28 protein-coding genes are annotated in these 25,134 nt (G+C 65.6%); 7 read left to right on the plus strand and 21 right to left on the minus strand.

Annotation, left to right across the window (positions count from 1 at the left end; all coding sequences use genetic code 11):
* The first annotated feature begins 27 nt into the window (after positions 1 to 27).
* From VFO25_10215 to moeB, 3 genes are all read left to right on the plus strand, one after another.
* Positions 28 to 489: a GNAT family N-acetyltransferase gene (locus tag VFO25_10215; protein ID HET9343274.1), complete on the plus strand. Its 462-nt coding sequence runs from the start codon at positions 28 to 30 to the stop codon at positions 487 to 489.
* A gap of 334 nt (positions 490 to 823) precedes the next feature.
* Positions 824 to 1,471, plus strand: a complete 648-nt coding sequence (locus VFO25_10220) for an aquaporin (GenBank protein HET9343275.1) — start codon at positions 824 to 826, stop codon at positions 1,469 to 1,471.
* A 32-nt stretch (positions 1,472 to 1,503) separates the two neighbouring features.
* Positions 1,504 to 2,688, plus strand: coding sequence for a molybdopterin-synthase adenylyltransferase MoeB (gene moeB, locus VFO25_10225; GenBank protein ID HET9343276.1), 1,185 nt, complete (start codon positions 1,504 to 1,506; stop codon positions 2,686 to 2,688).
* Between the two features lie 3 nt (positions 2,689 to 2,691).
* On the opposite strand, the gene VFO25_10230 is transcribed toward moeB, so the two are convergent.
* The 5 genes from VFO25_10230 to VFO25_10250 are packed head-to-tail and all read right to left on the minus strand — an operon-like array spanning position 2,692 to position 7,228.
* Positions 2,692 to 3,444, minus strand: a complete 753-nt coding sequence (locus tag VFO25_10230) for an SDR family oxidoreductase (GenBank protein ID HET9343277.1) — start codon at positions 3,442 to 3,444, stop codon at positions 2,692 to 2,694.
* A complete protein-coding gene (locus VFO25_10235) occupies positions 3,441 to 4,481 on the minus strand; it encodes a hypothetical protein (GenBank protein ID HET9343278.1) in 1,041 nt (346 codons plus the stop codon). The genes VFO25_10230 and VFO25_10235 overlap by 4 nt, the downstream gene beginning before the upstream one ends.
* Positions 4,478 to 5,116, minus strand: a complete 639-nt coding sequence (locus tag VFO25_10240; GenBank protein ID HET9343279.1) for an LUD domain-containing protein — start codon at positions 5,114 to 5,116, stop codon at positions 4,478 to 4,480. The genes VFO25_10235 and VFO25_10240 overlap by 4 nt, the downstream gene beginning before the upstream one ends.
* Complete coding sequence (locus VFO25_10245) at positions 5,101 to 6,468, minus strand: lactate utilization protein B (GenBank protein HET9343280.1); 1,368 nt, start codon at positions 6,466 to 6,468, stop codon at positions 5,101 to 5,103. Before VFO25_10245 ends, VFO25_10240 begins: the two co-directional genes overlap by 16 nt.
* Positions 6,469 to 6,481: 13 nt before the next feature.
* Positions 6,482 to 7,228 carry a (Fe-S)-binding protein gene (locus tag VFO25_10250; GenBank protein HET9343281.1) on the minus strand — a complete coding sequence of 249 codons (747 nt, stop codon included), beginning with the start codon at positions 7,226 to 7,228 and terminating at the stop codon, positions 6,482 to 6,484.
* 99 nt (positions 7,229 to 7,327) lie between these two features.
* Between VFO25_10250 and VFO25_10255 the strand changes: the two genes are divergently transcribed.
* Both VFO25_10255 and VFO25_10260 read left to right on the plus strand, forming a co-directional pair.
* Positions 7,328 to 9,406: a S9 family peptidase gene (locus tag VFO25_10255; protein ID HET9343282.1), complete on the plus strand. Its 2,079-nt coding sequence runs from the start codon at positions 7,328 to 7,330 to the stop codon at positions 9,404 to 9,406.
* A 299-nt stretch (positions 9,407 to 9,705) separates the two neighbouring features.
* The gene (locus tag VFO25_10260) at positions 9,706 to 10,173 is read left to right on the plus strand and encodes a hypothetical protein (GenBank protein ID HET9343283.1); all 468 of its coding nucleotides are present in this window, start codon (positions 9,706 to 9,708) and stop codon (positions 10,171 to 10,173) included.
* Here the strand turns inward: VFO25_10260 and VFO25_10265 are convergent.
* Positions 10,158 to 10,574, minus strand: coding sequence for a MauE/DoxX family redox-associated membrane protein (locus tag VFO25_10265; protein HET9343284.1), 417 nt, complete (start codon positions 10,572 to 10,574; stop codon positions 10,158 to 10,160). The two genes, VFO25_10260 and VFO25_10265, sit on opposite strands and share 16 nt — an antisense overlap.
* 9 nt (positions 10,575 to 10,583) lie before the next feature.
* On the opposite strand from VFO25_10265, the gene VFO25_10270 reads away from it, so the two are divergent.
* Positions 10,584 to 11,237: a TlpA disulfide reductase family protein gene (locus VFO25_10270; GenBank protein HET9343285.1), complete on the plus strand. Its 654-nt coding sequence runs from the start codon at positions 10,584 to 10,586 to the stop codon at positions 11,235 to 11,237.
* 16 nt (positions 11,238 to 11,253) lie between these two features.
* Here the strand turns inward: VFO25_10270 and VFO25_10275 are convergent, their stop codons facing one another.
* Genes VFO25_10275 through VFO25_10290 form a run of 4 tightly spaced genes read right to left on the minus strand, consistent with a single transcriptional unit; the run spans position 11,254 to position 13,773 of the window.
* The gene (locus VFO25_10275) at positions 11,254 to 11,688 is read right to left on the minus strand and encodes a TPM domain-containing protein (protein ID HET9343286.1); all 435 of its coding nucleotides are present in this window, start codon (positions 11,686 to 11,688) and stop codon (positions 11,254 to 11,256) included.
* Complete coding sequence (locus VFO25_10280; GenBank protein HET9343287.1) at positions 11,682 to 12,446, minus strand: TPM domain-containing protein; 765 nt, start codon at positions 12,444 to 12,446, stop codon at positions 11,682 to 11,684. The genes VFO25_10275 and VFO25_10280 overlap by 7 nt, the downstream gene beginning before the upstream one ends.
* 4 nt (positions 12,447 to 12,450) lie before the next feature.
* A complete protein-coding gene (locus VFO25_10285; GenBank protein HET9343288.1) occupies positions 12,451 to 13,053 on the minus strand; it encodes a LemA family protein in 603 nt (200 codons plus the stop codon).
* A gap of 30 nt (positions 13,054 to 13,083) precedes the next feature.
* Positions 13,084 to 13,773, minus strand: coding sequence for a DUF3105 domain-containing protein (locus VFO25_10290; protein ID HET9343289.1), 690 nt, complete (start codon positions 13,771 to 13,773; stop codon positions 13,084 to 13,086).
* 56 nt (positions 13,774 to 13,829) lie between these two features.
* On the opposite strand from VFO25_10290, the gene VFO25_10295 reads away from it, so the two are divergent.
* The gene (locus tag VFO25_10295) at positions 13,830 to 14,732 is read left to right on the plus strand and encodes a diacylglycerol kinase family protein (GenBank protein ID HET9343290.1); all 903 of its coding nucleotides are present in this window, start codon (positions 13,830 to 13,832) and stop codon (positions 14,730 to 14,732) included.
* Here VFO25_10295 and VFO25_10300 read toward each other — a convergent pair.
* The 11 genes from VFO25_10300 to VFO25_10350 all read right to left on the minus strand — a co-directional run bounded on the left by VFO25_10300 (position 14,719) and on the right by VFO25_10350 (position 25,131).
* Positions 14,719 to 16,002 (minus strand): Nramp family divalent metal transporter, encoded by a 1,284-nt coding sequence (locus VFO25_10300; protein ID HET9343291.1) that lies wholly within the window; start codon positions 16,000 to 16,002, stop codon positions 14,719 to 14,721. The two genes, VFO25_10295 and VFO25_10300, sit on opposite strands and share 14 nt — an antisense overlap.
* Positions 15,999 to 16,646 (minus strand): metal-dependent transcriptional regulator, encoded by a 648-nt coding sequence (locus VFO25_10305; GenBank protein HET9343292.1) that lies wholly within the window; start codon positions 16,644 to 16,646, stop codon positions 15,999 to 16,001. Before VFO25_10305 ends, VFO25_10300 begins: the two co-directional genes overlap by 4 nt.
* A 164-nt stretch (positions 16,647 to 16,810) precedes the next feature.
* Positions 16,811 to 17,509 carry a hypothetical protein gene (locus VFO25_10310; GenBank protein ID HET9343293.1) on the minus strand — a complete coding sequence of 233 codons (699 nt, stop codon included), beginning with the start codon at positions 17,507 to 17,509 and terminating at the stop codon, positions 16,811 to 16,813.
* A gap of 225 nt (positions 17,510 to 17,734) precedes the next feature.
* Complete coding sequence (locus VFO25_10315; GenBank protein ID HET9343294.1) at positions 17,735 to 18,163, minus strand: transcriptional repressor; 429 nt, start codon at positions 18,161 to 18,163, stop codon at positions 17,735 to 17,737.
* Entirely contained in the window at positions 18,160 to 19,026 is an 867-nt protein-coding gene (locus VFO25_10320; protein HET9343295.1) for a metal ABC transporter permease, read from the minus strand. The genes VFO25_10315 and VFO25_10320 overlap by 4 nt, the downstream gene beginning before the upstream one ends.
* Positions 19,023 to 19,949 (minus strand): metal ABC transporter ATP-binding protein, encoded by a 927-nt coding sequence (locus VFO25_10325; protein HET9343296.1) that lies wholly within the window; start codon positions 19,947 to 19,949, stop codon positions 19,023 to 19,025. Before VFO25_10325 ends, VFO25_10320 begins: the two co-directional genes overlap by 4 nt.
* 11 nt (positions 19,950 to 19,960) lie before the next feature.
* Positions 19,961 to 20,893, minus strand: coding sequence for a metal ABC transporter substrate-binding protein (locus VFO25_10330; GenBank protein HET9343297.1), 933 nt, complete (start codon positions 20,891 to 20,893; stop codon positions 19,961 to 19,963).
* Between the two features lie 36 nt (positions 20,894 to 20,929).
* On the minus strand, positions 20,930 to 21,691 hold the full coding sequence (locus VFO25_10335; protein HET9343298.1) for a lytic transglycosylase domain-containing protein: 762 nt from the start codon (positions 21,689 to 21,691) through the stop codon (positions 20,930 to 20,932).
* A gap of 58 nt (positions 21,692 to 21,749) precedes the next feature.
* Positions 21,750 to 23,126 carry an EscN/YscN/HrcN family type III secretion system ATPase gene (locus tag VFO25_10340; protein ID HET9343299.1) on the minus strand — a complete coding sequence of 459 codons (1,377 nt, stop codon included), beginning with the start codon at positions 23,124 to 23,126 and terminating at the stop codon, positions 21,750 to 21,752.
* The gene (locus tag VFO25_10345; protein HET9343300.1) at positions 23,123 to 23,638 is read right to left on the minus strand and encodes a FliH/SctL family protein; all 516 of its coding nucleotides are present in this window, start codon (positions 23,636 to 23,638) and stop codon (positions 23,123 to 23,125) included. The genes VFO25_10340 and VFO25_10345 overlap by 4 nt, the downstream gene beginning before the upstream one ends.
* A complete protein-coding gene (locus tag VFO25_10350; GenBank protein ID HET9343301.1) occupies positions 23,635 to 25,131 on the minus strand; it encodes a flagellar M-ring protein FliF C-terminal domain-containing protein in 1,497 nt (498 codons plus the stop codon). Before VFO25_10350 ends, VFO25_10345 begins: the two co-directional genes overlap by 4 nt.
* Positions 25,132 to 25,134: the final 3 nt, after the last annotated feature.

A 25,134-nucleotide genomic window follows, 5' to 3' on the forward strand; every position in this document is an offset into this window, starting at 1 on the left:
AAGCATGCCGCCTTAGAACCCTTCCGCATGAGCACGATCGTGACACGCGAGGCCCAGCCCGGCGACCTTGCGCTCGCGGCCCAGCACTATCTCGACATGCGACGCGAGCTCGGCTGGCCGGACGGCGAGCTCGATCCGCAGTTCGTCTCGCTTTTCACAGCGACGTATTCGGAAAGCGCGGCGACCGGCGATAGCCGCTATCTCGTCGCCGTCGAGGATTCGAGGATCATCGGCTCGGCCGTCGCGATGCGGCGGCGCACGATGTCCGAGCGCTATCTCAAGTCGGTGCCGTCCGGCTATATCGCGAACGTGTACGTCGACCCGTCGTACCGTCACCGAGGCGCCGCGCGAGCACTGACGGCTGCCGCGATCGACTGGCTCGCCTCCATCGGATGCAAAGTCGTGCGCCTGCAAGCGTCGCAGTTCGGACGGCCGCTCTACGAGTCGATGGGTTTCGTGATGACGGGCGAGATGGAGCTGCGGATCTAGGGCCGGCTTAGCGAACGGTCTGAGGCGGGTTATCGGGACCGGGCATCGGTTCAGCGTGCGGCATCGGAACGGTGAACCTGCGTCGTCGCATATCGGCCGAACCCGGCTTTGACATCTCCCAACCGGGTTGGCGGACAGGCATATCCTTATCGAGTACGCGGCCGATGTGGCGCAAGTCGAGCACCGGCTCGGGTTTTTGGTTTTCGTCCGGCATGGCTCGCGCGTCTACTGCGCGAGCCACGCCACGCCCTGCACCGCAGGTCGCTCCTCGGCGTTGCGACAAGTCCCGTTCCGATTGCGCTGTGCTCTTCCAGCTCTTCCATAGGAGGAACGGATGAAGAAGTATTTGGCCGAGCTCGTCGGCACGTTCGTGCTGATCTTCTGCGGCGTCGGCGCCGCCGCGATCAGCGGCGACAAGATCGGCATCGTCGGCATCTCTCTCACCTTCGGTCTCACGCTGGTCGCGATGGCGTACGCGATCGGTCCGATCTCCGGCTGCCACATCAATCCGGCGGTGACGATCGGTCTGGCGGTCGCCGGCCGCATGAGTTGGGCGGACGTCCCCGGCTACGTCATCGCCCAGATCGTCGGCGGCATCGCGGGCGCTGGAGCGCTCCTCCCGATCGTGTCCGGCGGAATCGCCGCGACCGCCAACTCGATCCAAGGCGACTATACCGTGCTCGGCGGCTTCCTGACCGAAGCTTTGCTGACGATGGTGCTCGTGCTGACCGTCATCGGCTCGACGTCGAAGAACGCTCCTGCCGGGCTCGCCGGCATCCCGATCGGCCTTGCGCTTGCGGTGACGAACCTCGTCGCGATCCCGGTGACGAACGCGTCGATCAACCCGGCACGCAGCATCGGCCCGGCGCTATATTCAGGCGGCGGCGACCCCGTCAACCAGTTGTGGCTGTTCATCGTCGCGCCGATCGTCGGCGGTATCGTCGCGGCGCTCGTCTACATGGTGATCCGCGACAAGGAGTGAAGGCGGGCTGCGGCCGTCGAAACCTCACGGCCGTGGCGACTCACCTGACGACCGGCCTCACGCGCGAGGAACGCAAGCGGTACTCGCGCCATCTGACGCTGCCTCAAGTCGGCGTCGAAGGCCAAGAAAAGCTCAAGCAGGCGCGCGTCCTCATCGTCGGCGCGGGCGGATTGGGCGCGCCCGTCGGGCTCTATCTCGCGGCGGCGGGCATCGGCACGCTCGGCATCGTCGACTTCGACGTCGTCGAGGAATCAAATCTTCAGCGCCAGGTCATCCATTCCACGAGCGGCGTCGGAAGCTCGAAGGCCGACTCGGCCGCACGCCGGATCGCCGAACTCAACCCGTTCGTGCGCACCGTCATCCACGATCATCGGCTGACGAGCGCGAACGCGATGGATATCATGCGCGGCTACGACGTCATCGTCGACGGCACTGATAATTTCCCGACGCGTTATCTGACGAACGATGCTTGCGTGCTGCTCGGCAAGCCGCTCGTCTATGGTTCGGTCTACAGATTCGAAGGCCAAGCGTCGCTTTTCGACGCGAAGAGCGGCCCGTGCTATCGCTGCCTCTTCCCCGAGCCGCCGCCGCCGGGGTCGGTCCCATCATGCGAGGAGGGCGGCGTCTTCGGCGTGCTGCCCGGTCTCATCGGCATGATACAAACGACGGAGACGATAAAGCGCATCACCGGCATCGGCGAATCGCTCGCCGGTCGCCTGCTCGTCTTCGATGCGCTCGAGATGCGCTTCCGCGAACTGCGTCTGCGCAAGGACCCGCATTGTCCGGTGTGCGGAGCGCATCCGACCGTCACCGGGCTCATCGACTACGAAGCGTTTTGCGGCGTCGGCGCCAACGCTGCCGGCGCGGAAAGGGCGAACGGCACGAGCGTGAGTGGATCAGATAGCGAGATCACCCCGAAGGAGCTCAAGGCGAAACTCGACCTCAACGATCGCTTCGAGCTCGTCGACGTGCGCGAGGACTACGAGATCGATATCGCAGCGCTGCCGTACACGAAGTGGATACCCATTCGCGAGCTGGGCGATCGCATCGGCGAGCTCGACAAAAGCGCCGAGACGATCGTCTATTGTAGATCGGGTTCCCGGAGCGCGCATGCGGTCGAGTTCATGCGCCAAAACGGATTCACGAACGCGCGCAATCTTACCGGCGGAATCCTTCGTTGGTCCGACGATGTCGATCCGAAGGTGGAGAAATACTAGACCTTAGCCGGACGTCCAGCCGCCGTCGAGCGTGAAGACGGCGCCCGTCGCGAACGAGGCGCTGTCGGAGACCAAGAATACCGCCATATCCGCCACTTCGTCCGCCGACGCGATGCGCGCTTGCGGCGTGCGCGACTCGATCCAATTTGAGAGCGAGTCGCTTTGACGGACGCCGGTCGTCATGTCGGTCTCGACCCAGCCGGGCGAGAGCACGTTGACCCGGACGTTGTGGCGAGCCCAATCGAGGGCAAGCGACTTTGCGAGGCCGATGAGCCCGGCTTTCGACGCCGAGTACGCGGTGAGGCGACCGGCGCCCGCAGTCCCCGCGATCGAGCCGATGAGCACGATCGATGCGGCCCGCTGAGCCGCGATCGCGCGGCGCGCGAACGCCTGTGAGGCGACAAACGCGCCGGTGAGGTTGACGCGAAGGATCGATTCCCAAGCGCCGATGTCGAGCTTCTCGCCCGACGTGAACGTCGGGCTTATCCCGGCGCTGTAGACGAGCGCGTCCGCCGCTCCGCGATCGTGGAAGAACCGCTCGACGACGCCGTCGATCGCGTCGTGGTCGCCGACGTCGAGCGCGTAACCCGCGGCCTTGGGACCGATCTTGTTCGCGACGTCGAGCGCGGTCGTCGCGTCCCTACCCGTGATGCCGGCGAATGCGCCGCCTTCGACAAGGCGTTTCGCGATCGCGAGCCCGATACCGCGAGTGCCGCCGATGACGAGCACCGACCTGTCCTTGACGTCGCCGATCATTTGCTTCGTTCTTTCTCGAGATAGCCCACGGCGCCGGTTCCTGCGTACGCGAACGTCGGACCTTTGCGAACCGCGAACCAGAGCTCGCCGCTCGGGCCTAAGGCGATCGCCGACGGCAGCGAGTCTTGCGTCGCCACGTTGATCAGGGTCGGATGTCGATCGCTCCAGCCCGGCTGAAAGCCCACGTCGCCGTTCGAATCGATGAACCAGATCGCTCTATTCGTCCCCGTCGTCAGCGCGACCGGCGCTCGAGCGGTCGTGTCCTTGAAGATGTGCTTGACTGTGTCGAAGAGGACGAGTCGGTGCGACGCGAGCTCGACGACACCCACGTCCTCGCCGGTGAGGTCGGCGGCGATCGGACCCGGTTTGCTCTTGGGTACGGGCAGCACGTATTCCGTGATTTGATCGGTCGCCGGATCGATACACCCGATCCGATCGCCGTCGGTCTCCGTGAACCAGAGCTTTCGGTCGCGCCCGACGACGATGTCCGTCGGACCGCCTCCGACGTGCGGGAGAGGATACTCCACGATCTTGCCGGACTTCGTTATCCGGCCGATCGCGTTGGCATCGCGCTCGGCGAACCACATCGCACCGTCGGGGCCGGCGACTATACCCATGGGCAGTGCATCCCACGATGCGATCGGATACTCCGACCAGACCCCTTTCGTCGTGATGCGGCCGATCATGTCTGGGCCGGAATCGACGGGAAGATGGGGATTGACCTGTGTGAACCAGAGGGCGCCATCCGGGCCCGACGCTATCCGCTCACCTTCCGCGTCGATATTCTCCGGATTCTGATACATCTCGATGTTGCCGCCGGAGTCGACAGCGCCGATCGCCTTCGCGAGCGGTAATGTGAACCACATGCGACCGTCGGACCCCAGCGTGAGGTTGTTGACGGCGCTGATCTGCGTGAGCGCGAAGACCCTCGGCGATGTCACGTACCCGTCGCTCACCGCGGACGAATTGACGCAACCGGCCGCCGCAAGCGATGATAATATAATGATAACGCAGATCTGATTCGAGCCCGATCTCATCGCGCGCCCCCCTCGAGCAACATGATGCCGCTGACGATGACGATAAGAGTCTTTGGCCCGTGAGCGCCGAGGACGAGGACTTTCTCGATGTCCGCGGTGCGCGCGGGTCCGGTGATCAAAACGGCTTCGCCTCTGTCGCCCCGACGAGCGGCGGCGTGAAGCGCGGCGAGCGACGCGCTCGACATCGTCGGGAATAGGGCGCCCGAGTCCGCGACGACGATGCACGTCCGCGGCAGATACGGAGCGAGCCGGCGTTCCGCCGTGCGCTCGATGACGAGAACGGTTCCGGTGTCAGCGATGAGCGCTTCTGCGCGCAACACCGCGTAGTCGGCCCTCTTCATATCGCTTTCCAACGGGCCGAGACCTCGCGATCGGACGATGCGCTCGATCTCCGCGTCGACTCCGCTCGCATCGGGAACGAATACCGTCTCGCCCGAGACGAGCGCAAGCTCCTCGCGAAACCGCGTCGCGAGCGAGGCCGCGTCGCGTGGGATTTCTTCGTCGGTCGTCGGCGCGCCGACCGCCGCCGGCAACGAAGCGGCCTTGGGTGGCTCGTCCTCTTTTCGCCCGAGCGCCTTGGCTACGCGAGCGAGAAAGCGCGCTCGACCGGAATCGTCCGTCATCGCTCGCGCCACCAATCTTTGAACGTCATCGACGCGACCTTCGGCATCGATCGTTCCTTCGACCACGCGCGCGCCGCGGGCGAGATCCACGGCAGCATCGATGAGACCGCACCCCCGACTCGCGCCGCCAAGACCGCGAATGAATAGCCTCGCGACGACGACATCGCCCGCGCCCATGACGACACGGCGGCGTTCTCGAGCGGCGAGGACGCTGCGCCCTCATCCACCGATCGCGAACGCTCGTGGACGAGCAGATGTGGAAGGTCGATCTTCACCGGGCACTCGGCGGCGCATGCGCCGCACAACGTCGATGCGAACGGAAGTTCGCCGGCATCTTCGACGCCGACCATCGACGGCGTGATGACCGAGCCTATCGGACCGGGGTAGACCCAGCCGTACGCACCGCCGCCGACGCGCCGGTAGATCGGACAGACGTTGAGGCACGCGCCGCAGCGGATGCAGTAGAGCGACTCGCGCGCCACCGGATCGGCGAGCAGATCCGTGCGGCCGGCATCGACGAAGATGCAATACATCGCGCGCCCATCCACCGGTCCGAGAAAGTGGTGGACGTACGTCGACATCTTCTGACCGGTGCCTGAGCGCGCGAGCAGTTGGAGAAAGACGATGAGGTCGTCGAGCGTCGGGATGACCTTCTCGATGCCCATGACGACGATCTGCACCGGCGGCGCTTGCGCCGACAGGCCGCCGTTGCCTTCGTTCTCGACGACGACGACGGTGCCCGTCTCCGCGATGCCGAAGTTCGCGCCGGTCATGCCGACGCCGGCGTCGAGGTAGCGCTGCCGCAGCCGAAGTCGGGCGATCTCGCTCAGCGCCTCCGGGTCGTCGGTATAATCGACCTTCAGCTTGCGTTCGAAGAGCGAGCCGACGTCCTGTCGCGACATGTGGATCGCCGGGGCGATGATGTGCGACGGACGCTCGCCCGCGAGCTGCACGATGTACTCGCCGAGGTCCGTCTCGACCGGATCGATCCCGGCGGCGGTCAAACGCGCGTTGAGCTCGAGCTCCTCGGACACCATCGATTTACCTTTGACGACGCTGCGCGCGCCGTGCGCCCGGCATATGTCGAGGAAGCGCGACGCGGCCTCGTCGGCGGTCTGGGTCCACAAGACGCGCCCGCCGCGCGCGATGAACTCGCGTTCGAACCGGACGAGCAGCTCGTCGAGGTGCTCGATCGAGTACGCTTTGATCTCGTGGGCGCGCTCGCGCAGTTCGTCCCAAGCGATCAGCGTCTGCGCGGCATGTTTGTGCTCGACCGCGCGGCGCATCGATGAATCGAGAATAGGAGGAGCGCTCGGGCTGTGCAGGTCGTCGTGCACCTGCCTGCGATCGAAGTGGATCGTCATCCGCTCACCGCGTTCATCGGCTCGCGAGCACTTCGGCGAGGTGCAAGGTCTTGAGGTTCGACCCGCGATGCTCGAGCATGCCGCCGACGTGCATGAGGCAGCTCGAGTCGCCCGAGACGAGATATTCCGCGCCGGTCGCCGTCGCGTTCGCGCATTTCGCCGAACCCATCGACGTCGAAAGCGCTTCGAACTTGACGCTGAACAGACCGCCGAAGCCGCAGCACTCCTCGATGGCAGGCAGCTCGCGGTAGTCGATGTCGCCGACCGCTTGCAACAGACGTCGAGCCGCCGCGGTGCAGCCGAGCTCGCGCCGGCCGTGACATCCGTCGAGCATGGTCACGGAATGCGGAAAACGGGCTCCGACGTCGACCGTGCCAAGCACGTCGACCAAGAACGTCGCGAGGTCGAAAACGCGAGTGCCGACCGCCGCCGCCTTGCCGCCAGGGTCCAGCGTCGAATAGAAACGTTTCGTCATCGCGCCGCACGATCCGGACGGCACGACGATCCATTTGTACTCTTCGAAGATGTCGCCGAAACGCGCGGCGAGCTCGAGCGCTTCCTTGCGATGGCCACCGTTGAGCGCCGGCTGGCCGCAGCATGTCTGTTCCGCCGGATAGTCGAGGTTGACGCCGAGACGCTCGAAGATGGAGACGACCGCCTTGCCGACGGACGGGAACAAGACGTCGATGAAGCACGGGATGAATAGCGCGACCGTATCACCCGGTGCGTACGCGTCGCTCGCCGTGCCGGCGCGGCTCATGAGCGCGTGTTCGCTGGCCCGGCGCACAGGTCCGCCCCGCACCGCGGAGAAGCGAAGCCGCCGTCATCGAATCGTCGCGACGAAAGGAATCCAAAATCCATGCGCCCTTCCATCTCCTTTGCGATCGTCGCTGTTTTCGCGTCTGCGGCGCTGAGCGCGTTCTCGACGCCTGCCGCGGCCGCGACTCGACCGGTGAAGGCGGAAGATCTTTTCGCGCTTCGCACCGTGTCGTCGGCGATCATGTCGCACGACGGCTCGCGCATCGCGTACGTCGTGACGAAAATGGACGGACCTAAGGACACGTATCTGTCGGATATCTGGATCGCTGATGTCTCGACGGGCCATACCTGGCAGTTGACGCAAGGCGACAGCGACGCGGACCCGGCGTGGTCGCCCGACGACAAATGGCTCGCATTCGACAGCGGCCGCGGCGACAAAGGCCAGGTCTATCGCATCTCGCTCGGCGGCGGAGAGGCGCAGCGACTGACGAACCTTCCGAACGGCGCGTTCGGGCCGAGCTGGTCGCACGATGGATCGCGCATCTTATTCTCATCGGTCACGCTCGATCCGCAGCCGCCCGCGCATATCGACTTCAAGGCGGCGGGCTTCACACCGAAGGACGAACAGAAGACGAGCGATGTCCGCATCATCACCGTCCGACACTTCGAAGACAACGGTCGGGGCGAGACGTATGACAAGCACGTCCATCTCTGGATCATGTCGGCTGACGGGAGCGGGCAGCGCGCGCTTACTTCGGGGCACCAGTGGTCGGAGCAGGGAGCGGTGTGGTCGCCTGACGATAGGCAGATCGCGTTCGGTACGCTTCATGGAGACGACCCGTATGGCTTGCGCAACGACATCTACGTCATGGCGTCGTCCGGCGGCGCGGCGCGCAAGATCCCGCTCGCGCCTGTCGGCAACTACCAGCCGACGTGGTCGGGTGACGGCAAGGGCATCTACTACTTCAAGCAAGTGACGCACGACCCGTCTGGGTACGCGTCCCTCGACTACACGTCGCTCGATGCGACGGCGCAGCGAGAGATCGTGCCACCCGATACGCTTGCGTGGGGCGATGCCGTCATCACCGATATGGATGAGGGCGGCGCCGGCTGTGGGCCGCTGCTCGGCCCCGGCGATCGCTGGTATCTCGCGATCGTGAGCAGACCCGGCGCTTCGGCGCTCGTCAAGTACGACGCGCGCACCGGAGCGGCGACGACGATCGCGGGCGGCGATCGCGAGATCCTCGAGTGTTCGATGAGCGACGACGGCTCGAAGGCCGCTTTCGTCGCGTCCGACGCGACGCACCCGGGCGAGCTCTACGTCGTCGACACGAACGCCGGCGCGGCGAAGCGCCTGACGAACCTCAACGGCGCCTACCTCGCGACGGTCTCGCTGTCGACTCCGCAGGAGTTCGAGATCATCGACAACGCCGGCTACCACGTCCACTATTGGGTGATGCGTCCGCCGAACGCGGTTTCCGGGCGTCGCTATCCGACGATCCTCGACATCCACGGCGGCCCGGGGACGGAGTTCGGCAACGCCTACTTCGATGAGTTCCAGTACCTCGCGGGTCTCGGTTACAACGTCGTCTACGCGGATCCGCGCGGCAGCCCGGGCTTCGGCCATCTCTTCCAAGCCGCGCTCAACCTGAGCTGGGGCGATGCGATGTTCGACGATGAGATGCGTGTCATGAACGCCGTAGAGCAACGTCCGGATGTCGACGTCAACCGGCTCGGCGTGTCCGGCGGCAGCTACGGCGGCTATGCGACCCTCTGGGTCATCGAGCACACCGATCGCTTCAAGGCGGCGATCTCGGAGCGGCCCGCGGTGAACATGACGACGCAATGGCTTGCCGGCGATATCAACTTCGCGTTCGATCCGAAATACTCGTGGGGCAACCCGTGGGACCACTTCCAGCAGAATTGGAGCGTGTCGCCGTCGGCGTACGTCGACAAGATCCATACGCCGCTCATGCTGCTCCACAGCGACAACGATATCCGCACGCCTATCGGCGAGACGCTGCAGGTCTTTTCAGCGCTCAAAATCCTCGGCCGTACTGTCCAATACGTCGAGTTCCCGCGCGACAACCACGATCTCTCGCGCACGGGCGAGCCGATCCATCGCGTCGAGCGGCTCCATATAGGCGCCGACTGGTTCGCGAAATACCTGCACCCGTAACGACACGACGAACGCGCGTCGCGCACACGATGAAAGGGGAGCGGTCGAGATTCATCTCGACCGCCATGGTCTAACCAGAAAGCTTGACCTCGACCGAAACCCGCGCGTCCAAGATTTACGCACGTTTCGCCGCCCTATTGGAGCCCCTTGGATACGTAGCGAGGGGAGGCCGCGGTAGTTTTCGCCGCCCGCTGGGAGAATCGCTTTACGGCTTGATTGGCGTGAATCTGAACTCGTGGGCGGGAGGGCGAGTCGTCAACTTAGACCCAGCGATCGGCGTTCGCGAAGCTCGTGTCAACATGATCGTTTCCGCGTTTCGAGGCATCCCGTATCGATCTAGCATGCCGACGGTCGTAAATCTACTTTCCAATCTGCCGCCCACAAGCACACATAGATCCTGGACAGTTGAAGACGCGGGCGACCTTTCTCCCGTCGATGCGTGTGTGGGGGAAATCCAGACACGCGGATTGGCCTTTATCGAACAGCACATGACGCTGGAATCGATGCGCCAATCCCTTATCGAGCGGCTAGCTGGAGAATACTATGGTTTTCGCTACACCTTAGCAGTCGTCCACGCGATGCTCGGAAGGCAAGACTTGGGGATGATCTTGTTGAGCGCGGTGCTGGAAGATATCAGGGCTGGCAAGGTACCTGCCACTGAAGAGTTTCTCCGTTTCGTGCGGTGGTTTGAATCCAGCCCACTCGATATTTACTCGATGGATCAAAAGGAGCTCGCGCGCTTTTTCCGCGGTCACGCGCCGGATTGATGTTTGCCCGAAACGCGAGACCACCACACGAGATAGAGCGCCGGGATGAGGAAGACCGCGTCTCGCACGACCGTCCACCATGTCGCGGGCGCAGTGTCGGCCGAACCGAAGCAGCCGCATGAGACTTGCAAGCCGCGTGCGACGACCGACGCGACGACGCCGATGAAAAGCGCGAGCAGCGCTGACGCGACGACCGAGGTGGTGGACAGAAGCCAACCGCCGATGAGATACACGCCGAGGAGCACCTCGAATGGCGGAAGCGCGATCGCGGCGATCGCGACGAGGACCGGAGGTAGTCCGAACCCGAAAGCGGTTATGGTCGCCGCGAGATCCGATGCATGCCCGATCTTGAGCCCACCGGCGGCGAGAAAGACGAGCCCGAGCGCGATGCGCGCGATCAAAGGAGCGATATGAGCACGCGGTCCGAACGCCGCCGACAGCAACGCAGTCAAGGCGATTCCCCCAAAGGTATGAGCGGCGGCACCATTGCGGCGATCGTCCTCGTCATCGCGATGGTCGGCATCATCGCGTACGCGGTCGTCCAGCGCAACTCGCAGGTGAGCGGTGCGGCGGTCGCCCCGAACGCGCTTCCTTCGATACCGCCGCCGCTGAAAGTCGGCACGAAGGCGCCGGGCTTTTCGGTGACGACGAAGAGCGGGGTCCTCACGCAAGACTCGTTCGCGGGCGAGCCATATCTGCTCGAGATCTTCGCGACGTGGTGCCCGCACTGCCAACGCATGACGAGCGTCCTACGCGACATCCGCAAGCGGTTCCCGCTCGATAAGCTCGGCATGGTCTCGGCGACTGGATCGCCGATCGGCATGGCGAGCACGCCCGACAATGAGGTCCCTGAGACGCAAGCCGATGTCGACGCTTTTGACGAACAATTCAACGTGACGTGGCCGTCTGCGTTCGACCAAAATCTCACCGTCGCGAAGACGTGGGGATTCGCCGGCTTTCCCGGCATCTATATCGTCGACGCAAAGGGCACGATCAGATACGCGCACAGCGGCGAGATCGACGAGAAGACGCTCGTCGCCGCGATCCAGAAAGCGGGCGGCTAGGACGCTTTTCGCGTCCTCACATATCGACGGCGTTCGGGAGCGATCCGCCGCCACCCGAGCCGCCATCCGGCGGGAAGTGCGACGCGAGCTCTGCACCCGAGGCTTCGATGCCATGCACGATGCCGTCCGTTAGGTCGCCACTGCGGATCCGCTCCGACATCGACCCCGCGACCCGCTCCCAAAACTCTTGACCGACGCGCTCGTGGATAGCGACGTCGCCGAGGATGACGAATTCTCGGCGCGACGGCACGACGAAGATGAGCACACCGTTGCGCTGCGGCGTCTGCGTCATCCCGAGCCGCGTGAAAGTGCGTTCGGCCGCTTTTCGCACGCTGCCCCACGGCGGCGGCGCGATCGACACGCGGATCTGACCCGTCGTATTCCGTTCCGCGTCGACGATGGCGCGGACGATGCGCTCGGGATCGATGTTGTGCGCCTGGCGCTTCACCATCCTCCGGATGCGCCTCCGCCGCCGCCCATGCCGCCGCCACCCGAGAAGCCTCCGCCTCCGCCGCCGAACCCGCCGCCGCCGAAGCCGCCTCCCCCGAGTCCGCCCCAAAAGCCGCCGTAACCGCCGTAACCGCGTCCGCTTCCGAACGTGTGCGATCGTCGCGCGGCGATGATCATACCCATCACGAACAGCCAGATGACGATGAAGAATGCGAATCCGATCAGCGGTCCGGCTTCGTTAGACCCGCTCGGACTTGTCGTGGGCTCGGGCTGTCCGCCGATCGCGGCGATCATCGCGTCGACGCCGCCTTGGACGGCCCCGTCGTCGTCACCGGCGCGGATCTTCGGAACGATGACGTCCCTGATGATCTCCGACGACCGCGCGTCCGTGAGCATCGGCTCGAGACCGTAACCGACCTCGATGCGAAGCTTGTGATCTTGCGCGAAAACGAAAAGCACGGCGCCGTCGTCGAGACCCTTGCGTCCGACCTTCCACTTCGTGAACGCGTTGATCGTGAATCCTTCGAGCGGTGTATCGCCGGTCGACTGACCGATCCAGACGATGACTTGATGTCCGGTCTTCGTCTGATAGCTTTGCAGTTCGTTATCGAGATTCTCGCGCTCGCCGGCCGAGAGAAAGGCTGCATTGTCCGTCACCCAGCTCGTCGGTAAAGGCGGAACGGGCGGTTCGTCGGCGCGCGCAGCCGCGGCGAACACAAGCGCGGACGCCGCGAGGGCGCACGCGAGCGAGGCTTTCACGCGATCAGAACTGGACTTTCGGCGCGGTCTCGGCGCCCTGGGTCGCCTGGAAGTATGCCTTCTCCTTGAACTTGTCGCCGAACATCCCAGCTACTATGTTCGTCGGAAACGATAGGCGCATCGTATTGAATTTTTGCGCCGCGCTGTTGTAGCGCATGCGCTCGACCGCGATCCTGTTCTCCGTCCCTTCGAGCTGCGATTGGAGGTCGAGGAAGTTCTCATTCGCCTTGAGGTCAGGATAATTCTCGACGACCGCGAGCAGCCGCGAGAGCGCCGAACTCAAACCGTCCTGCGCTGCCTGATACTTCGCGAGGGCCTGCGCGTCGGTGGGCAGATTCTCGGTGCCGTGGATCGTCACTTGCCCGACCCTCGCGCGCGCCTCTGCGACCGCGATGTACGTGCTCTTCTCGAAGTTGGCGACGCCCTTCACGGTTGCGACGAGGTTCGGGATGAGGTCGGCACGCCTCTGGTAGACGTTCTCGACCTGTCCCCACTGAGCTTGGACTCCTTGGTCGAGCGCGACGAGCGTGTTGTACGATGAGACGAGCCACCCGGCGATCGCGACGATGGCGAGAACGATGACGAGCGGTACGATCCTGGTGTTCATACCTTCTCCTGTCGGGTCCGTTGCGAAGCGTTACTTAGCGGCGTTCGCTTCGTTCGTCAGATATAGATTGATGAACGAATCGATCTTCGACTTGTCGGCGGATTGCAGCGTGGCGAGGTGCGTCCACGCGGTGAGCGCGATGCGGGCTTTCATGTGCGGATACGGCGCGACGATGACGGCCTTGCCGACTTCCTCGCCTTGCTGCACCTCTTGCACGGAAGGCTGGAGCTCGTTCGGCGCGATGAGCGGCGCGTCGAAGCTGAAAGCGATGGAGCTGAGGCTCGCAGCCACGTCCGGACACGTGCAGCTGTATTGGAGCAGCACGTTGCCGTGTTCGAGCAGATGCACCTGGACGTATACCGGGAGCGGATTCGGGCTCACGAATTGATCGGAGAAGATCTCTTTGTGCGGCCCGCTCGTCGGCGGGTTGGAGTTATAGACGAAGTCGTCTTTGGCCCCGGGATCCAGATGTGCGTGGCCTTGCGATGGGAATGACGCGCCAGGAAATGGAGGCAACGAAGCCGTCGCAGTCGCGGACGGCGACCCCGTTGTCGCCGCAGCCGGAGCTCCCGGGTGCGCACCGCGCCAGATCCAGACGATCGCGACGAGCACGAAGACGCCCAGGGCGGCGCCGGCGATCGCCGGCGTCAGGCCAGGGCGGCGGCCTTGGCCGGGCGACGGACGCGGACCGGATGCCGACGCTTTCTTCTTCTTGCTCATGGCGGCGCAGGTTCGGGAAGGCCGCGGTCCGCGCCTGGCGGAACCCGCATCGCTCGATGGCAGACCGGCGCGCGGCCGTCGTCGTCTTCAATCCGGCAGCAGGACGCCGCGGTGCGCACGAAGCGCTTCGCGCCGTCACGACGAGGCTCGACGGCAAGATCGCTGCGGTGCTCGAGACGTCGCTCGCCGACGGTTTCGACCTGCGCATGCGCGATGCGATCCGCGACGTCGTCGCCACCGGTGAGCGACCGGCGCTCATCGCCGTCGGCGGAGACGGCACGCTTTCGATCGCGCTCAACGCGCTCGCCGACCCTTCCGCCGTGACGCTCGCAATCGTCCCCGTCGGATCGGGCAACGATTTCGCGACCGCGCTCGGGATCGCGAGCATCGACGCGGCTATCGACGCTATCGATCGCGGTGCGTCAAGGCCGGTCGACTTCGGCACCGTGAACGGACGCCGTTTCGCGAACTGCGTCGGCATCGGGTTGGACGCAGAGGTCGGCGCGTTATCGGCGCGCATGCGCGCGCGCGGGTTTCCGCCCGGACCTTCATACTACGCGGCCGCGCTCGCCGGCCTGTTCATGGTCAAACCCGTCGGCATCGTCGTCCATGTCGGCGATACGACGATTCGCCGCGACGACGGCGTCATGGTGACGATCGGCAACGGCCCGGACTACGGCGGCGGTTTCAAAGGCGCGCCTGGCGCGTCGCTCGATGACGGACTGCTCGACGTCAACGTCTTCTCGGATGTCCAGGGATTCTTCCGCCGGCTCTCGCTCATGCAGCGCATGCGTGCCGGCTCCCACGTCGGTCAGCCGAACGTCGATTCGTCGCGCGCTGCGTCGCTCGAGATCGACGTCGATCGAAAAGTCGCTATGCATGTCGACGGCGAGCTGGCGACGGTCGAGCATGCGAGGATCGCCGTCGTGCCCGGCGGCATGCGCGTCATCGCGCCGTGAATTGCGCGCCGATGAGCACGACGTTGAAGGCGATGATGAGCGCGACGACGAGCCAGGCGATCGCAGTCGTCGCGCGCGAGTTGACGAGCCCGCCCATGACGTCCTTGCGCGACGTGAGGAGCGCGAGCGGCACGAGCGCGAACGGCAAGACGAACGACAGCACGACCTGGGTGAAGACGAGCACCACCTGCGGATTTTGACTGAGCCCGATAACGATGAAGCTCGGGATCATCGTCACCGCCCGCCGCACCCAAAGCGGGATCGAGAAGCGTACGAAGCCTTGCATGATGACCTGACCCGACATCGTGCCGACCGCCGAGGACGATAGGCCCGACGCGAGGAGCGCTATCGCGAACGCCGCCGCCGCTGCCGGTCCGAGCGCCGGCGTCAGCATCTGGTAGGCTTGACCGATGGTCGCGACATCCGCGTGCCCGGACGAGTGGAAGGCCGCCGCTGCGACGACGAGCATTGCGACATTGATGATGCCCGCCGCCCCGAGCGCGATGACGACGTCCATCAGCTCGAAGCGGTAGATGTGTTTGGCATCCGCTTCGTTCGACGGCTTGATGCGATTCTGCGTCAGCGACGAGTGGAGGAAGACGATGTGCGGCATGACCGTCGCGCCGATGATGCCGACCGCGAGATACAACGCGCCTTGCGGGAGCGTGATGGCGAATGCGCCGCCCGAAACCCAGCCGGTCGGATGCGCGACGATCAGCTCGAAGACGTACGCCCCACCGATGATGACGACGAAGGTCGCCATCGCGGCTTCGAGCCGCCGGAAACCCCGCCGTTCGAGCGCGAGGAGTGCGATGACCGCGACCGCCGCAAGTCCGGCACCCCAAAGGAGCGGCACGCGAAGCAGCAGATAGAAGCCGACCGCGGCGCCGACGAACTCGGCGACGTCCGTCGCCATCGCGCCGATCTCGGCGACGACCCAAAGCGCGTATGCGGCGGGTGCGCCGAAGTGGTCGCGGCACAGCTCCGCAAGATTGCGTCCGGTGGCGATGCCGACTTTCGCGGAGAGCGCTTGGACGAACATCGCCGTGAGGCTCGCGAAGACCACGACCCAGAGTAGCCGGTAGCCGAACTGCGCGCCGCCTTGGACGTCGGTCGCGATGTTTCCGGGATCGATGTATGCCACAGATGCGATAATCGCGGGACCGAGGAACGGCAGCAGCGCGGCGATGCCACGGCGCCGCCCCTCGAGGGAAGCGCGCGCTTCGGTAAGCGTGCTCGATGGTTCTTGCGCGATGACCGCGTCGCTCACGCGACCGTCCGTTTCGCGATCGACGACCGACGACGGACGCGAACTGCGCTCGATGCCTTTGCCGACAACGACACGGTCCTCGCACCGATGCGAAGCCGGGTCTCGCCGGCGCGCTTCGCGATGACGCGAACTTTCGCACCCGGCAGCACGCCGGCGCGCTCGAGCACGCGGACGACGGACGGTACGCGGTCGTCGATCCTGCTCACGTGCGCTAGGACGCCGGTCGCGATCAGCGGCAGCGCTTCATCGGCGACGCGGACGAGTCTGCCGCGTGCGTCCGGGATCGCGTCGCCGTGCGGATCGATCTCGGGAAAGCGCATGAGCCGCTCGAGCCGCAGCGCGACATCGTCCGACACGGCATGTTCGATGCGCTCCGCCTCCGCGTGGAGCCGGTCGAGCGGCACTCCGAGCGAGCCGTGGAGAAACGTTTCGACTATCCGATGCCGGCGGATGACCGCGAGCGCGATCCGCCGCCCGGCCTGCGTCAATCTTAGAGCGACGCCCGACTTGTCGCGCTCGACGAGCCGGGCGCGCTCGAGCTCTCTCACGCGCTTGCTCACCGACGCTCTCGAGACGCCGAGCCGTCGCGCGACGTCGGCGGCCTTGACGGCCTCACCGCTCCCCGCCAGGTAGATCGATTTCAAATAATCTTGGCGGGCGCGATCGGGCCACCGATCCCCGCCTGTGTTAACCATGGTTAACAAACTTCAGCCCGGCCGTCATCAAAGCCTGCTCTGAAACTCGGATGGAGCGGTCGACCTTGCGCTGATATTGAGTGTAGCGGTCGAGCTTTAGCTCGGGCGGCCTGCTACGGCATCGCGGGCTGCGATGCGCTGCGGATCTGATCGAGGGTCTTGGAGAACATCGAGCGATAGCCGCCGTGACCGAACGCGACCAGGCGCCAATCGATGTATCGCCCGCCACCGGCCTTGATCGCGACCGTGCCGAGCGGCACGTCGGGAGATTGCCAGACGTCCATCGTGATCGGCAAGTCGACTCCACCGGCGGGGAGCGATCGCAACGGCAACTCCGCGACGAGGTGCGTCGCGTGGACGATGGTCCGGCCGATACGCATGTCGACCGCGTCGATCGAACGTAACCTGCCATACCGCGGTGACGAATCGACGGCGCCGGTCAAGATCGAATACGTCGCGCCGCTTCCGGGAGAGACCTCGTACTCGAAGCTCGAGACTTTCAACGCGCTCGTGAGCACGCGGTACGTCCGTGCAAGATCTCCCAGCGTGGAGCCGATGATATACGTCTTCAACACGGCGTCCGTGCCGATGCCGACGGTGGTCTCGGCCGGAAGTCCGCTGACGGGCTGCGCGCGCACGTGCGTCTCGATGAACAGCGTCGGCGTCCCCGCGACCCGTTCGCTCGCGAAGCCGACCGTCTTATCGACTGTTAAACCGTCGGCGAAGACGACGCGGTAGCGCACCCAGTCGCCGGGAGCGACCGGATACGAGAGATAGGCGAATAACTGCCGATCGCTGATCGAGTCGCCCACGTGTAGTGCGACCGGGACTGCAGGCGGAATTCGCGGCGGCGATGGCGATGGCGTCGTTGACGGTGTTGCGGTCGGCATCGGTGACGGTGATGGTGACGCTGCGCCCAAAAACGCGGCGGCTAATGCCATTCCCGCGGCGGTCGAGATAAATCTCGACCGCTCCCTATTCATCACGATCGCAAGACCGCGGCGGTCGAGATAAATCTCGACCGCTCCCCTTTCGGGTCACGAACAACGGTCGCACAGACCGAAGAATTCGAAGCGGTGCTGAGTCGTCTTGAAGCGGAGCGCTTGCGTGAGGTCGCGCTCGATGCGGCCTATCGACCGGCATGGCACGTCCTCGACCTTGCCGCACTTCGTGCACACCGCATGGTGATGATGTTCGGGCGAGCAGAAAAGATATGCGCTTTCGCCGCGGCCCTGGGTGCGGACCGACGCCGCGCCGATAGCCTCGAGCGTCTCGAGCGTCCGATAGATCGTCGCGAGTCCGATGCCGCTGCGCTTTCGCGACAGCCGTTGATGAAGGTCTTTTGCGGTCGCGTACCGTTCGACGGCGGCCAGCTCTTCGACGATCGCCAGCCGCTGCTTGGTGACGCGGAACGAGCCGCCCGAAAGCGCGGCGCGCACGTCGCGCCGGGCCTGATCCTTCGTCATCGCGCGCGCACCGTCGCGCGCCGCGACGCGAGCACGGCCGAGAGCAGCGAACGCCGGCGAGGTGAGAATATCATCGCCAGGAAAAAACACGCGGTCGCGGTGAGGACGATCGTCGCTCCGGACGCGGCGTCGAGATAGTACGACAAGTACAGTCCGCCGATCGACGAGACGACGCCGACCACGGCTGAGACCACCATCATCGTGCCGAAGCGTGTCGTCAGCTGATATGCCGTCGCCGCGGGCGTGACGAGAAGCGCCGCGACGAGCACGATGCCGGCCGCCTGAAGCGAGACGATGATCGTCACCGCCAACAAGACGAGCAGCAGGTAGTAGAGGAAATCGGTCGGCAGTCCGCTCGCTTGCGCCATGACCGGATCGAACGACGAGAAGAGCAGCTCCTTGTAGAGCAGCATGACGATAGCGAGGACGAGCGCGGCGAGCGAGACCACCAGGATGATGTCGAGGCGGTCGACGCCGAGGATGTTGCCGAACAGGAAGTCTTGCAGGTCCGACGAGTAGCTGCGCGCGCGCGACATCAGCAGGACGCCGAGCGCGAACGCCGCCGTGAACAGGACGCCGATCGTCGTGTCGAGCGAAAGCTCCGAACGCTTGGCGATCGAACCGATGCCGAGAGCGGTGAGCACCGCGACGACGAGACCGCCGACGTAGAGGTTCGCCTTCATCATGTACGCGATGACGATGCCGGCGAAGGACGCGTGCGCCAGACCATCGCCGATGAACGACAGGTTGCGTAGCACGACGAAGACGCCGATGACGGAACACGTCAGCCCGATGAACGTCGACGCGACGAGCGCGCGCACCATGAACGCGTTTTGCAGCGGATCGGCGAGCCAATGGATCACAGGCGCGCCTCTCCGTCGCCGCCGATCAACAACGGATGGCTGCCGAACGTCGCCGCAAGCGTGTCGCGTGTGAGCACGACGTCCGGCGGCCCGAATGCGATGACGTGGTGGTTCAGGCAGAGCACCTTGCCGAACCACGTCGCGACGCACGATAAGTCGTGGGTCGAGGCGATGATCGTCGTGCCGGCGCGGTTGCGCTTTTCGAGCAGCGTGAAGATCGCGTGCTGGCTTGCCGCGTCGACGCCCGCGATCGGCTCGTCGAGCAAAAGGAGATCCGGCTGTTGCACGAGGGCGCGGGCGACGAACGTCCGCTGCTGCTGACCGCCCGACAGCTGACCTATCTGCGAGTCGCGCCACTGCGACATGCCGACCTCCGCCAGCGCCTGATCGACCAATTCCAAGTCGGAGGTTGACGGACGGTGGAAAAGGCCGAGGCGCCCATAGCGACCCATGAGGACGACGTCGCTGACGGTGACCGGGAACGACCAATTCACGGATTCGGCTTGCGGCACGTAGCCGATGCGCCGTTTATCGACGTCGCTCGGCTCGGCCCCGAGCACCCATGCGGCGCCGCACTCGATAGGATGGATGCCGGCGATCGCCTTGAGGAGTGTCGACTTGCCCGAGCCGTTCGGCCCGATTATGCCGACGAATTCGCCGCGTTCGACTTCGAACGTGACCTCGTCGAGGACATCGCGGCCGAAATAGCCGGCGCATACACCTTCGAAGTCGACGGCCGGTTCAGCCGCGCCCCGCGCGCGCAGCGCTTCGGCGATGACCGCGCTCGTACCGCGCGTGTGCCCCTCGTGCGGGTGGAGATGCGGCGCCGTCGGCGCTATCGAATGGCTATGGTCGGCGGGCGATGCTAGCTCGCTGGGCGACACGTGCGTGTGGTCGTGGTGATCGACGTCGTGTTCGGTCATCCGCTCCTCGCTCATCTGCGCAAAGCGTCGACGATCGTCTCGACGTCGTGGCGCATCATGGAATCGTAGTCGGCCGCGACGCCGCCGGTCCCGAGCGTGTCGTCGTAAAGGTCGGTGACGAGAGCGATGTTCGCGCCCGAGGCGAGCGCATCCGCGAGCTTCGGCGAATATTGCGGTTCGCCGAAGACGGCGCGCACGTGGTTCGACTTCGCGAGCGCGATCAGCCGCGCGAACGACCCCGGTGCCGGTTCTTGACCGGGCAGCGGCTCGATCGCGCCGACGTCCCTGATACCGTAGCGCCGGTCGAAGTAGAGCCACGCGTCGTGGAAGCAGATCATCGCCCGATGCTCGCGCGGGATCGTGTTGATATGGAACCGTATCCAGCCGTCGAGCGAGACGAGCCGCGCCGTCTCGATGCTCGCGTTCAGCTCGTAGACGGAGGCGTTCTGCGGATCGGCGGATTCCAACGTGCGCGCGATCATCGCGACGTAATCGGCGGCGTACACCGGGTCCATCCATAGATGTGGATTGCCCGACGCAATATCCGTCGCCGGTACCGAGTCCGACAACGTCACGATACGCAAGCCGGCCCCGCCGGCGGCGTCGATGAGCCGCGCGAGCCACGCCTCGAGTCCAAGGCCGTTTTCGAAGAGCACGCTCGCGCCGGAAAGCGCGACCATGTCGTCGGGTCGCGGTTCGAACGTCTCCGGAGAGGCACCGGCGGGCACGATGCCGTGGAGGTCGATGCGATCGCCGCCGACCGAAGCGACGAGCGAGCATAATGTCGTGATCGTGCAAGCGACACGCAGGCGTGGCGCGGGAGCCACTTGCGGGTGCGCGGTGCCGGAGTCCGAGCGGCCAGTGCATGCCGCGGCGACGACGCACGCGAGAGCGATCGCGACTGAGGTTGCGGCGAGCGACGCCCTTTTGTTATCGAGAATCATTCTCGATAAGATTGTCGGCGCGCGGGCCCGTTCCCTTTACCCGGCGCGCAGCACCGCTGACCTGTAACCCGCCATGATGCTGCTGACGTACTCTTGCGTCTCTCGATACGGGGGCACTCCGCCGAAGTGATCGACGGCCCCCGGCCCGGCATTGTACGCGGCGAGCGCGAGATCGAGCCGGCCATCGTAGCGGTCGAGAAGCGAGCGCAGGTATTTGGCGCCGCCCTCGACGTTCTGCGCCGGGTCGAATGGATCTGAGACGCCGAGCTCGCGCGCGGTGCCGGGCATCAATTGCATGAGGCCGACCGCACCGGCACCCGAGACGACGTCGGCGCGAAAGCCTGATTCTTGGCGGATGACCGCGTCGAGCAACGCCGGGTCGAGGCGGTTACGACGCGCCGAGGCATCGATGATTCCCGCGAAGCGGCTGGGCGGCGCAGCGCCTGAAGTCTGATCCGACTCGCTCGTGGCGTTTGAAGCCGGCTGCGCTTGGATCGGCGAAGCCCCGAACAGCGAGCGCAACGCGACGGAACATCGGCTCTCGAGCGTCGACAATTCTCGGCGCAGCAGGTGGGTGAACGCCGTGAAGCGGCGCTCGAGTCCGGCCACGCCGGTTTGGGCTTCCTCGAGCAATCGATCCCCCGGTCCGGCGACTCGCGTGTTCGAAGTCGACGGTTCGATCGCGTCCTCAAAGGTCTGGGTCGATCCGACCTCGCCTGCGAACGCACCGGCGTTGGCAAGCGGATCCGAGTCGGAAAAAGCGTCAAGGCCGATCGACGAAGCCGGAGATATATCCATCAATGCGCTCCTGCGGAGTTGTCCGCGTGCGAGATATCGCGGCGCGCGTGCGTGTCGTCTAGCGTCTGACGACTCGTCGCTTGGCGGCACCCCTCGCTCCCGCTCGCCGCTGCTCGACGGCCGGCGTTGACGCGGCACTCAGGCGACCGGCGATCGATGCGAGCGCTTCGAGGGTCCGCACCGGTAAAGGCTCGGCCATCGCCGCCTCGCCGTGGAGAAGCGCTGCGATCTCACCGCGCACCGCGACCGCAGCATCGAGCGCCGCATCGCCTCCGGGTTCGTAAGCGCCGATCGCGAACAAGTCCTCAGACCGTTCGAGGGTCGCGAGGGCAGCTCGAACCGTCGTCGCGGCCGCGAGATGCGTGTCGGACGCCACGCTAGGCATCAAGCGGCTCAGGCTGCGGAGAACGTCGATAGCCGGAAAACTGCCGGCTTCGGCCAGCCGTCTCGACAAGACGATATGACCGTCGAGCAGTCCGCGGACGGAGTCCGTGACGGGTTCGCGCACGTCGTCGCCGTCGACCAACACCGAATAGATGCCCGTGACGCTGCCGCCCTTCCAGGCGCCGGCGCGTTCGACGAGCGAAGCGAGGACAGATGCGAGCGATGGCGGGTGGCCACGATGCGCGGGCGATTCGCCCGCCTCGAGCGCGTGCTCGCGCCATGCCGTCGCAGCGCGCGTGAGTGAATCGACGACGAGCAACACGTCGCGGCCTTCCCACGCCAGCGCCCGAGCGTGGAGCGTCGCGGTACGGATCGCCGCGAGCCGCTCGAGTGCGGGTGCGTCGGCGGTCGCGCAGACGACCGTCGTCGTCGACCGTCGCGGGTCCGCTCGCAGCGATTCGATGAGCTCTGCGGCTTCGCGACCGCGCTCGCCGACGAGCGCGATGACCCGTGCATCGACTGCGGCGCTTTGCACGATACTCCGCAAGAGCGACGTCTTGCCGACGCCGGCGCCGGCGAACAGGGCGATCCGCTGGCCGTACCCGAGCGTAGCGAACGCATCGATCGCAGCGACGCCGGTGTACAACGCACGGTTGATCGCGACTCGATCAAAAGTGCCACATGGATCGTCAGCGCAGATGACACGCGCGTCGCGGACACCGTCCGCACGCCCCCAGGCATCCGTATCGCGGCCGAGCAGCGTGCTGCCCACGAACGAACCGATGCGAGCGCCGCTCGAACTCGCGCGAGCTCCCGTGACCACGCCGGTCGAATCTCCGAGCGGCACGCACGTGGCGCACGTTCCGTCGAGGTCGACCACTTCGGCGACGATATCCGGCCGTCCGCGGCGCTCGACTTGGACGCACGCACCTATCGCAAGGCCCGGCATGACGGCGCGCATCTTGCGGCGCGATACTGCTGCCACCGTGCCATGGCGGATCCATCCGTCCGCAGACGTGTGCGAAAGCGGCAGCGGTTCCTCAGCGATCATGACGAGTCGGCGACGGCGCGGGCGAGGAGCCGCGCGCGTTGGTCGACGGTCGCGCTGACGATTCCATGCGCGGTCTCCACGACGACGTCGCCGGACGCGAGAGTCTCGTCCGCGGCGACGCTCGCGGCGACGCGATCGCGGCATGCAGCCGCATCGACCGGCGAGAGCCGGACCGTCGTGCCCGATCCTTGACCGGCGACTTCCATCGCGTCGTCGACGAAACGAGCGACGAATAGCGGATTCCTTGCGATCGCCTCGCGGAGCGCCCGCGCACAGGCCTCGCCGGCGATCTTGGTAGCACGTTCGCGCACCGACGCAGCGGTTCGCGCCTCGTCGCGACAATTCGCTTCGTCGTCGCGAACTTCGGCGGGCTTCTCGAGATCGATCTGGTGCAGTTCTGGCAGAACTTCTTCTTCCACGGCGTCCGTGTCGAGTTCTGGCGGTGTCTCTTGCACTAGCCGCCGTGCTATCACCACGCGCGGCACGAACGGCGCAAAGCCGTCGGCTGTCACGGTCGTATTACCTCGGCTGACGAGCGAAGGTCGAGATAGGCGACGATCGCATCGCGTCGCTCCGGCGCACAGCGACGCAGAACGCCTTCGCGCACGTCGTGCGACTCGACGGCGAGCACGTATGCGGCAGCCTGCGGCGATTCGCCCGCGATCGACGCGAGAATCGATCGGGAGCGCTCGGCATGCGTGTCGATCGCGGAAAAAGAGACCGGCGTCTTCGCTTGAGGCGCCTTTTCCGAAGCAAGCCCGCGGGCGCGCGTGAGCGGCAGCGTCGCAAAGCCGAACAATGCGAGCGCGCACGCGACCGCCGCGCGTGCGATGCCGGCGCGGGCGTCCGGATCCTCCGTTGTCGACGGCACCGCCGAAGGAGCGGGCGACGCGAAGGCGAGCGTTTGGACGACGACCTCGTCGCCTGTCGCGAGATCCGCACCGGCGGCTGCCCGCACGAGCGCGGTGACTTCCGATACCGACGTCGACGCGACGCGCGACGAGTTGAGGAAGACGGCCACGGACATTCGCACCGGCGCGTCAGCGGCCATGACGCGGCGCTCCGAAAGCGTATCGTATGCGAAGCGACGAGTCGTGCGCTCGCGGTCGAACGACTTGCCCGACTCCGTGCCGCGCTCGTGCGCGACATCCGCGCTCAAGGCGCCGTGCGGCACGACCTTCGTGCTCTGCGTCTGCTGCTCCGAGCCTGCCGCGGCGACGCTCACCCGCACGACGGCGACGCCGGCTCCGAAGACCGCGTCGAGCGCCGATTGCACCGACCCTTGCACGCGATGCTGCTTCGTCAACGCAGCATCCGGCGACGGCGGTGATCCGATCGCCGCACCGGATGCGTCGATGACGGAGACGTGATCCGGCGACAACCCCGGGTACGCCGCGGCGATGAAGCGGCGGATGCCCGCCACCGCTTCCGCGGTGAGCGTCGCCCCCGGCTGCATGATGAGCTGCACTGCGGCGCTCGGCGGTTCCGTTCGATCGGGGTCTGCGAGGGGATCGGGCTGCGCTGGCGGCAGCACGACGGCTGCGTCGGCGATGCCTGCGATACGGCGCAATCCGGCGACGAGATCGCCTTCGATGCCGGAGCGGCGCCTGTCGTCGAGGATCGACTGCGGTGTGAGCGCGTTCGACTGATCGCCGAGCACGTCGGCTGAGGTCGGCACGTAGCGCCGCGGCAGACCGGCTAGAGTAAGCCGCAAGAGCACATCGCGCCGTCGTGAAGCGGCGACGAAAATCTGCGTGCCCTGCGCATCGGCGCGAAACGTCTCCCCCCAAAGCGTCAACGCGCTTTCGACGTCGCTCGTCTGCGATGGGCGCAACGCCTCATCGAACAGCGGCACGTCGCCCTGGAAGCGCCCGATGCATAGCGCTATGGCGGCGACGACGGCGCTTGCTGCGATCGTGCCGGCGACTCCGGCGCGACGTCTGCCCACCCACGCCCCCGATCGCTCGATGAGCGTCGGCAGCCGGGGGTGGATCTCCGCGAGCACAGG

The sequence above is a fragment of the Candidatus Eremiobacteraceae bacterium genome, from assembly GCA_035710745.1.
Lineage (GTDB): Bacteria > Vulcanimicrobiota > Vulcanimicrobiia > Eremiobacterales > Eremiobacteraceae > JANWLL01.

Coding starts and splice junctions, on each gene's coding strand:
- VFO25_10250 (HET9343281.1), bottom strand. CDS start 7,228: ATGAGCCGCGCCGGCACGGCGAGCGACGCGTACGCACCGGGTGATACG.
- VFO25_10235 (HET9343278.1), bottom strand. CDS start 4,481: ATGAGATCGGGCTCGAATCAGATCTGCGTTATCATTATATTATCATCG.
- VFO25_10245 (HET9343280.1), bottom strand. CDS start 6,468: ATGACGATCCACTTCGATCGCAGGCAGGTGCACGACGACCTGCACAGC.
- VFO25_10255 (HET9343282.1), top strand. CDS start 7,328: ATGCGCCCTTCCATCTCCTTTGCGATCGTCGCTGTTTTCGCGTCTGCG.
- VFO25_10270 (HET9343285.1), top strand. CDS start 10,584: ATGAGCACGCGGTCCGAACGCCGCCGACAGCAACGCAGTCAAGGCGAT.
- VFO25_10275 (HET9343286.1), bottom strand. CDS start 11,688: ATGGTGAAGCGCCAGGCGCACAACATCGATCCCGAGCGCATCGTCCGC.
- VFO25_10335 (HET9343298.1), bottom strand. CDS start 21,691: ATGGATATATCTCCGGCTTCGTCGATCGGCCTTGACGCTTTTTCCGAC.
- VFO25_10285 (HET9343288.1), bottom strand. CDS start 13,053: ATGAACACCAGGATCGTACCGCTCGTCATCGTTCTCGCCATCGTCGCG.
- VFO25_10290 (HET9343289.1), bottom strand. CDS start 13,773: ATGAGCAAGAAGAAGAAAGCGTCGGCATCCGGTCCGCGTCCGTCGCCC.
- VFO25_10215 (HET9343274.1), top strand. CDS start 28: ATGAGCACGATCGTGACACGCGAGGCCCAGCCCGGCGACCTTGCGCTC.
- VFO25_10295 (HET9343290.1), top strand. CDS start 13,830: ATGGCAGACCGGCGCGCGGCCGTCGTCGTCTTCAATCCGGCAGCAGGA.
- VFO25_10325 (HET9343296.1), bottom strand. CDS start 19,949: ATGACCGAACACGACGTCGATCACCACGACCACACGCACGTGTCGCCC.
- VFO25_10220 (HET9343275.1), top strand. CDS start 824: ATGAAGAAGTATTTGGCCGAGCTCGTCGGCACGTTCGTGCTGATCTTC.
- VFO25_10330 (HET9343297.1), bottom strand. CDS start 20,893: ATGATTCTCGATAACAAAAGGGCGTCGCTCGCCGCAACCTCAGTCGCG.
- VFO25_10340 (HET9343299.1), bottom strand. CDS start 23,126: ATGATCGCTGAGGAACCGCTGCCGCTTTCGCACACGTCTGCGGACGGA.
- VFO25_10260 (HET9343283.1), top strand. CDS start 9,706: ATGATCGTTTCCGCGTTTCGAGGCATCCCGTATCGATCTAGCATGCCG.
- VFO25_10230 (HET9343277.1), bottom strand. CDS start 3,444: ATGATCGGCGACGTCAAGGACAGGTCGGTGCTCGTCATCGGCGGCACT.
- VFO25_10315 (HET9343294.1), bottom strand. CDS start 18,163: ATGACGAAGGATCAGGCCCGGCGCGACGTGCGCGCCGCGCTTTCGGGC.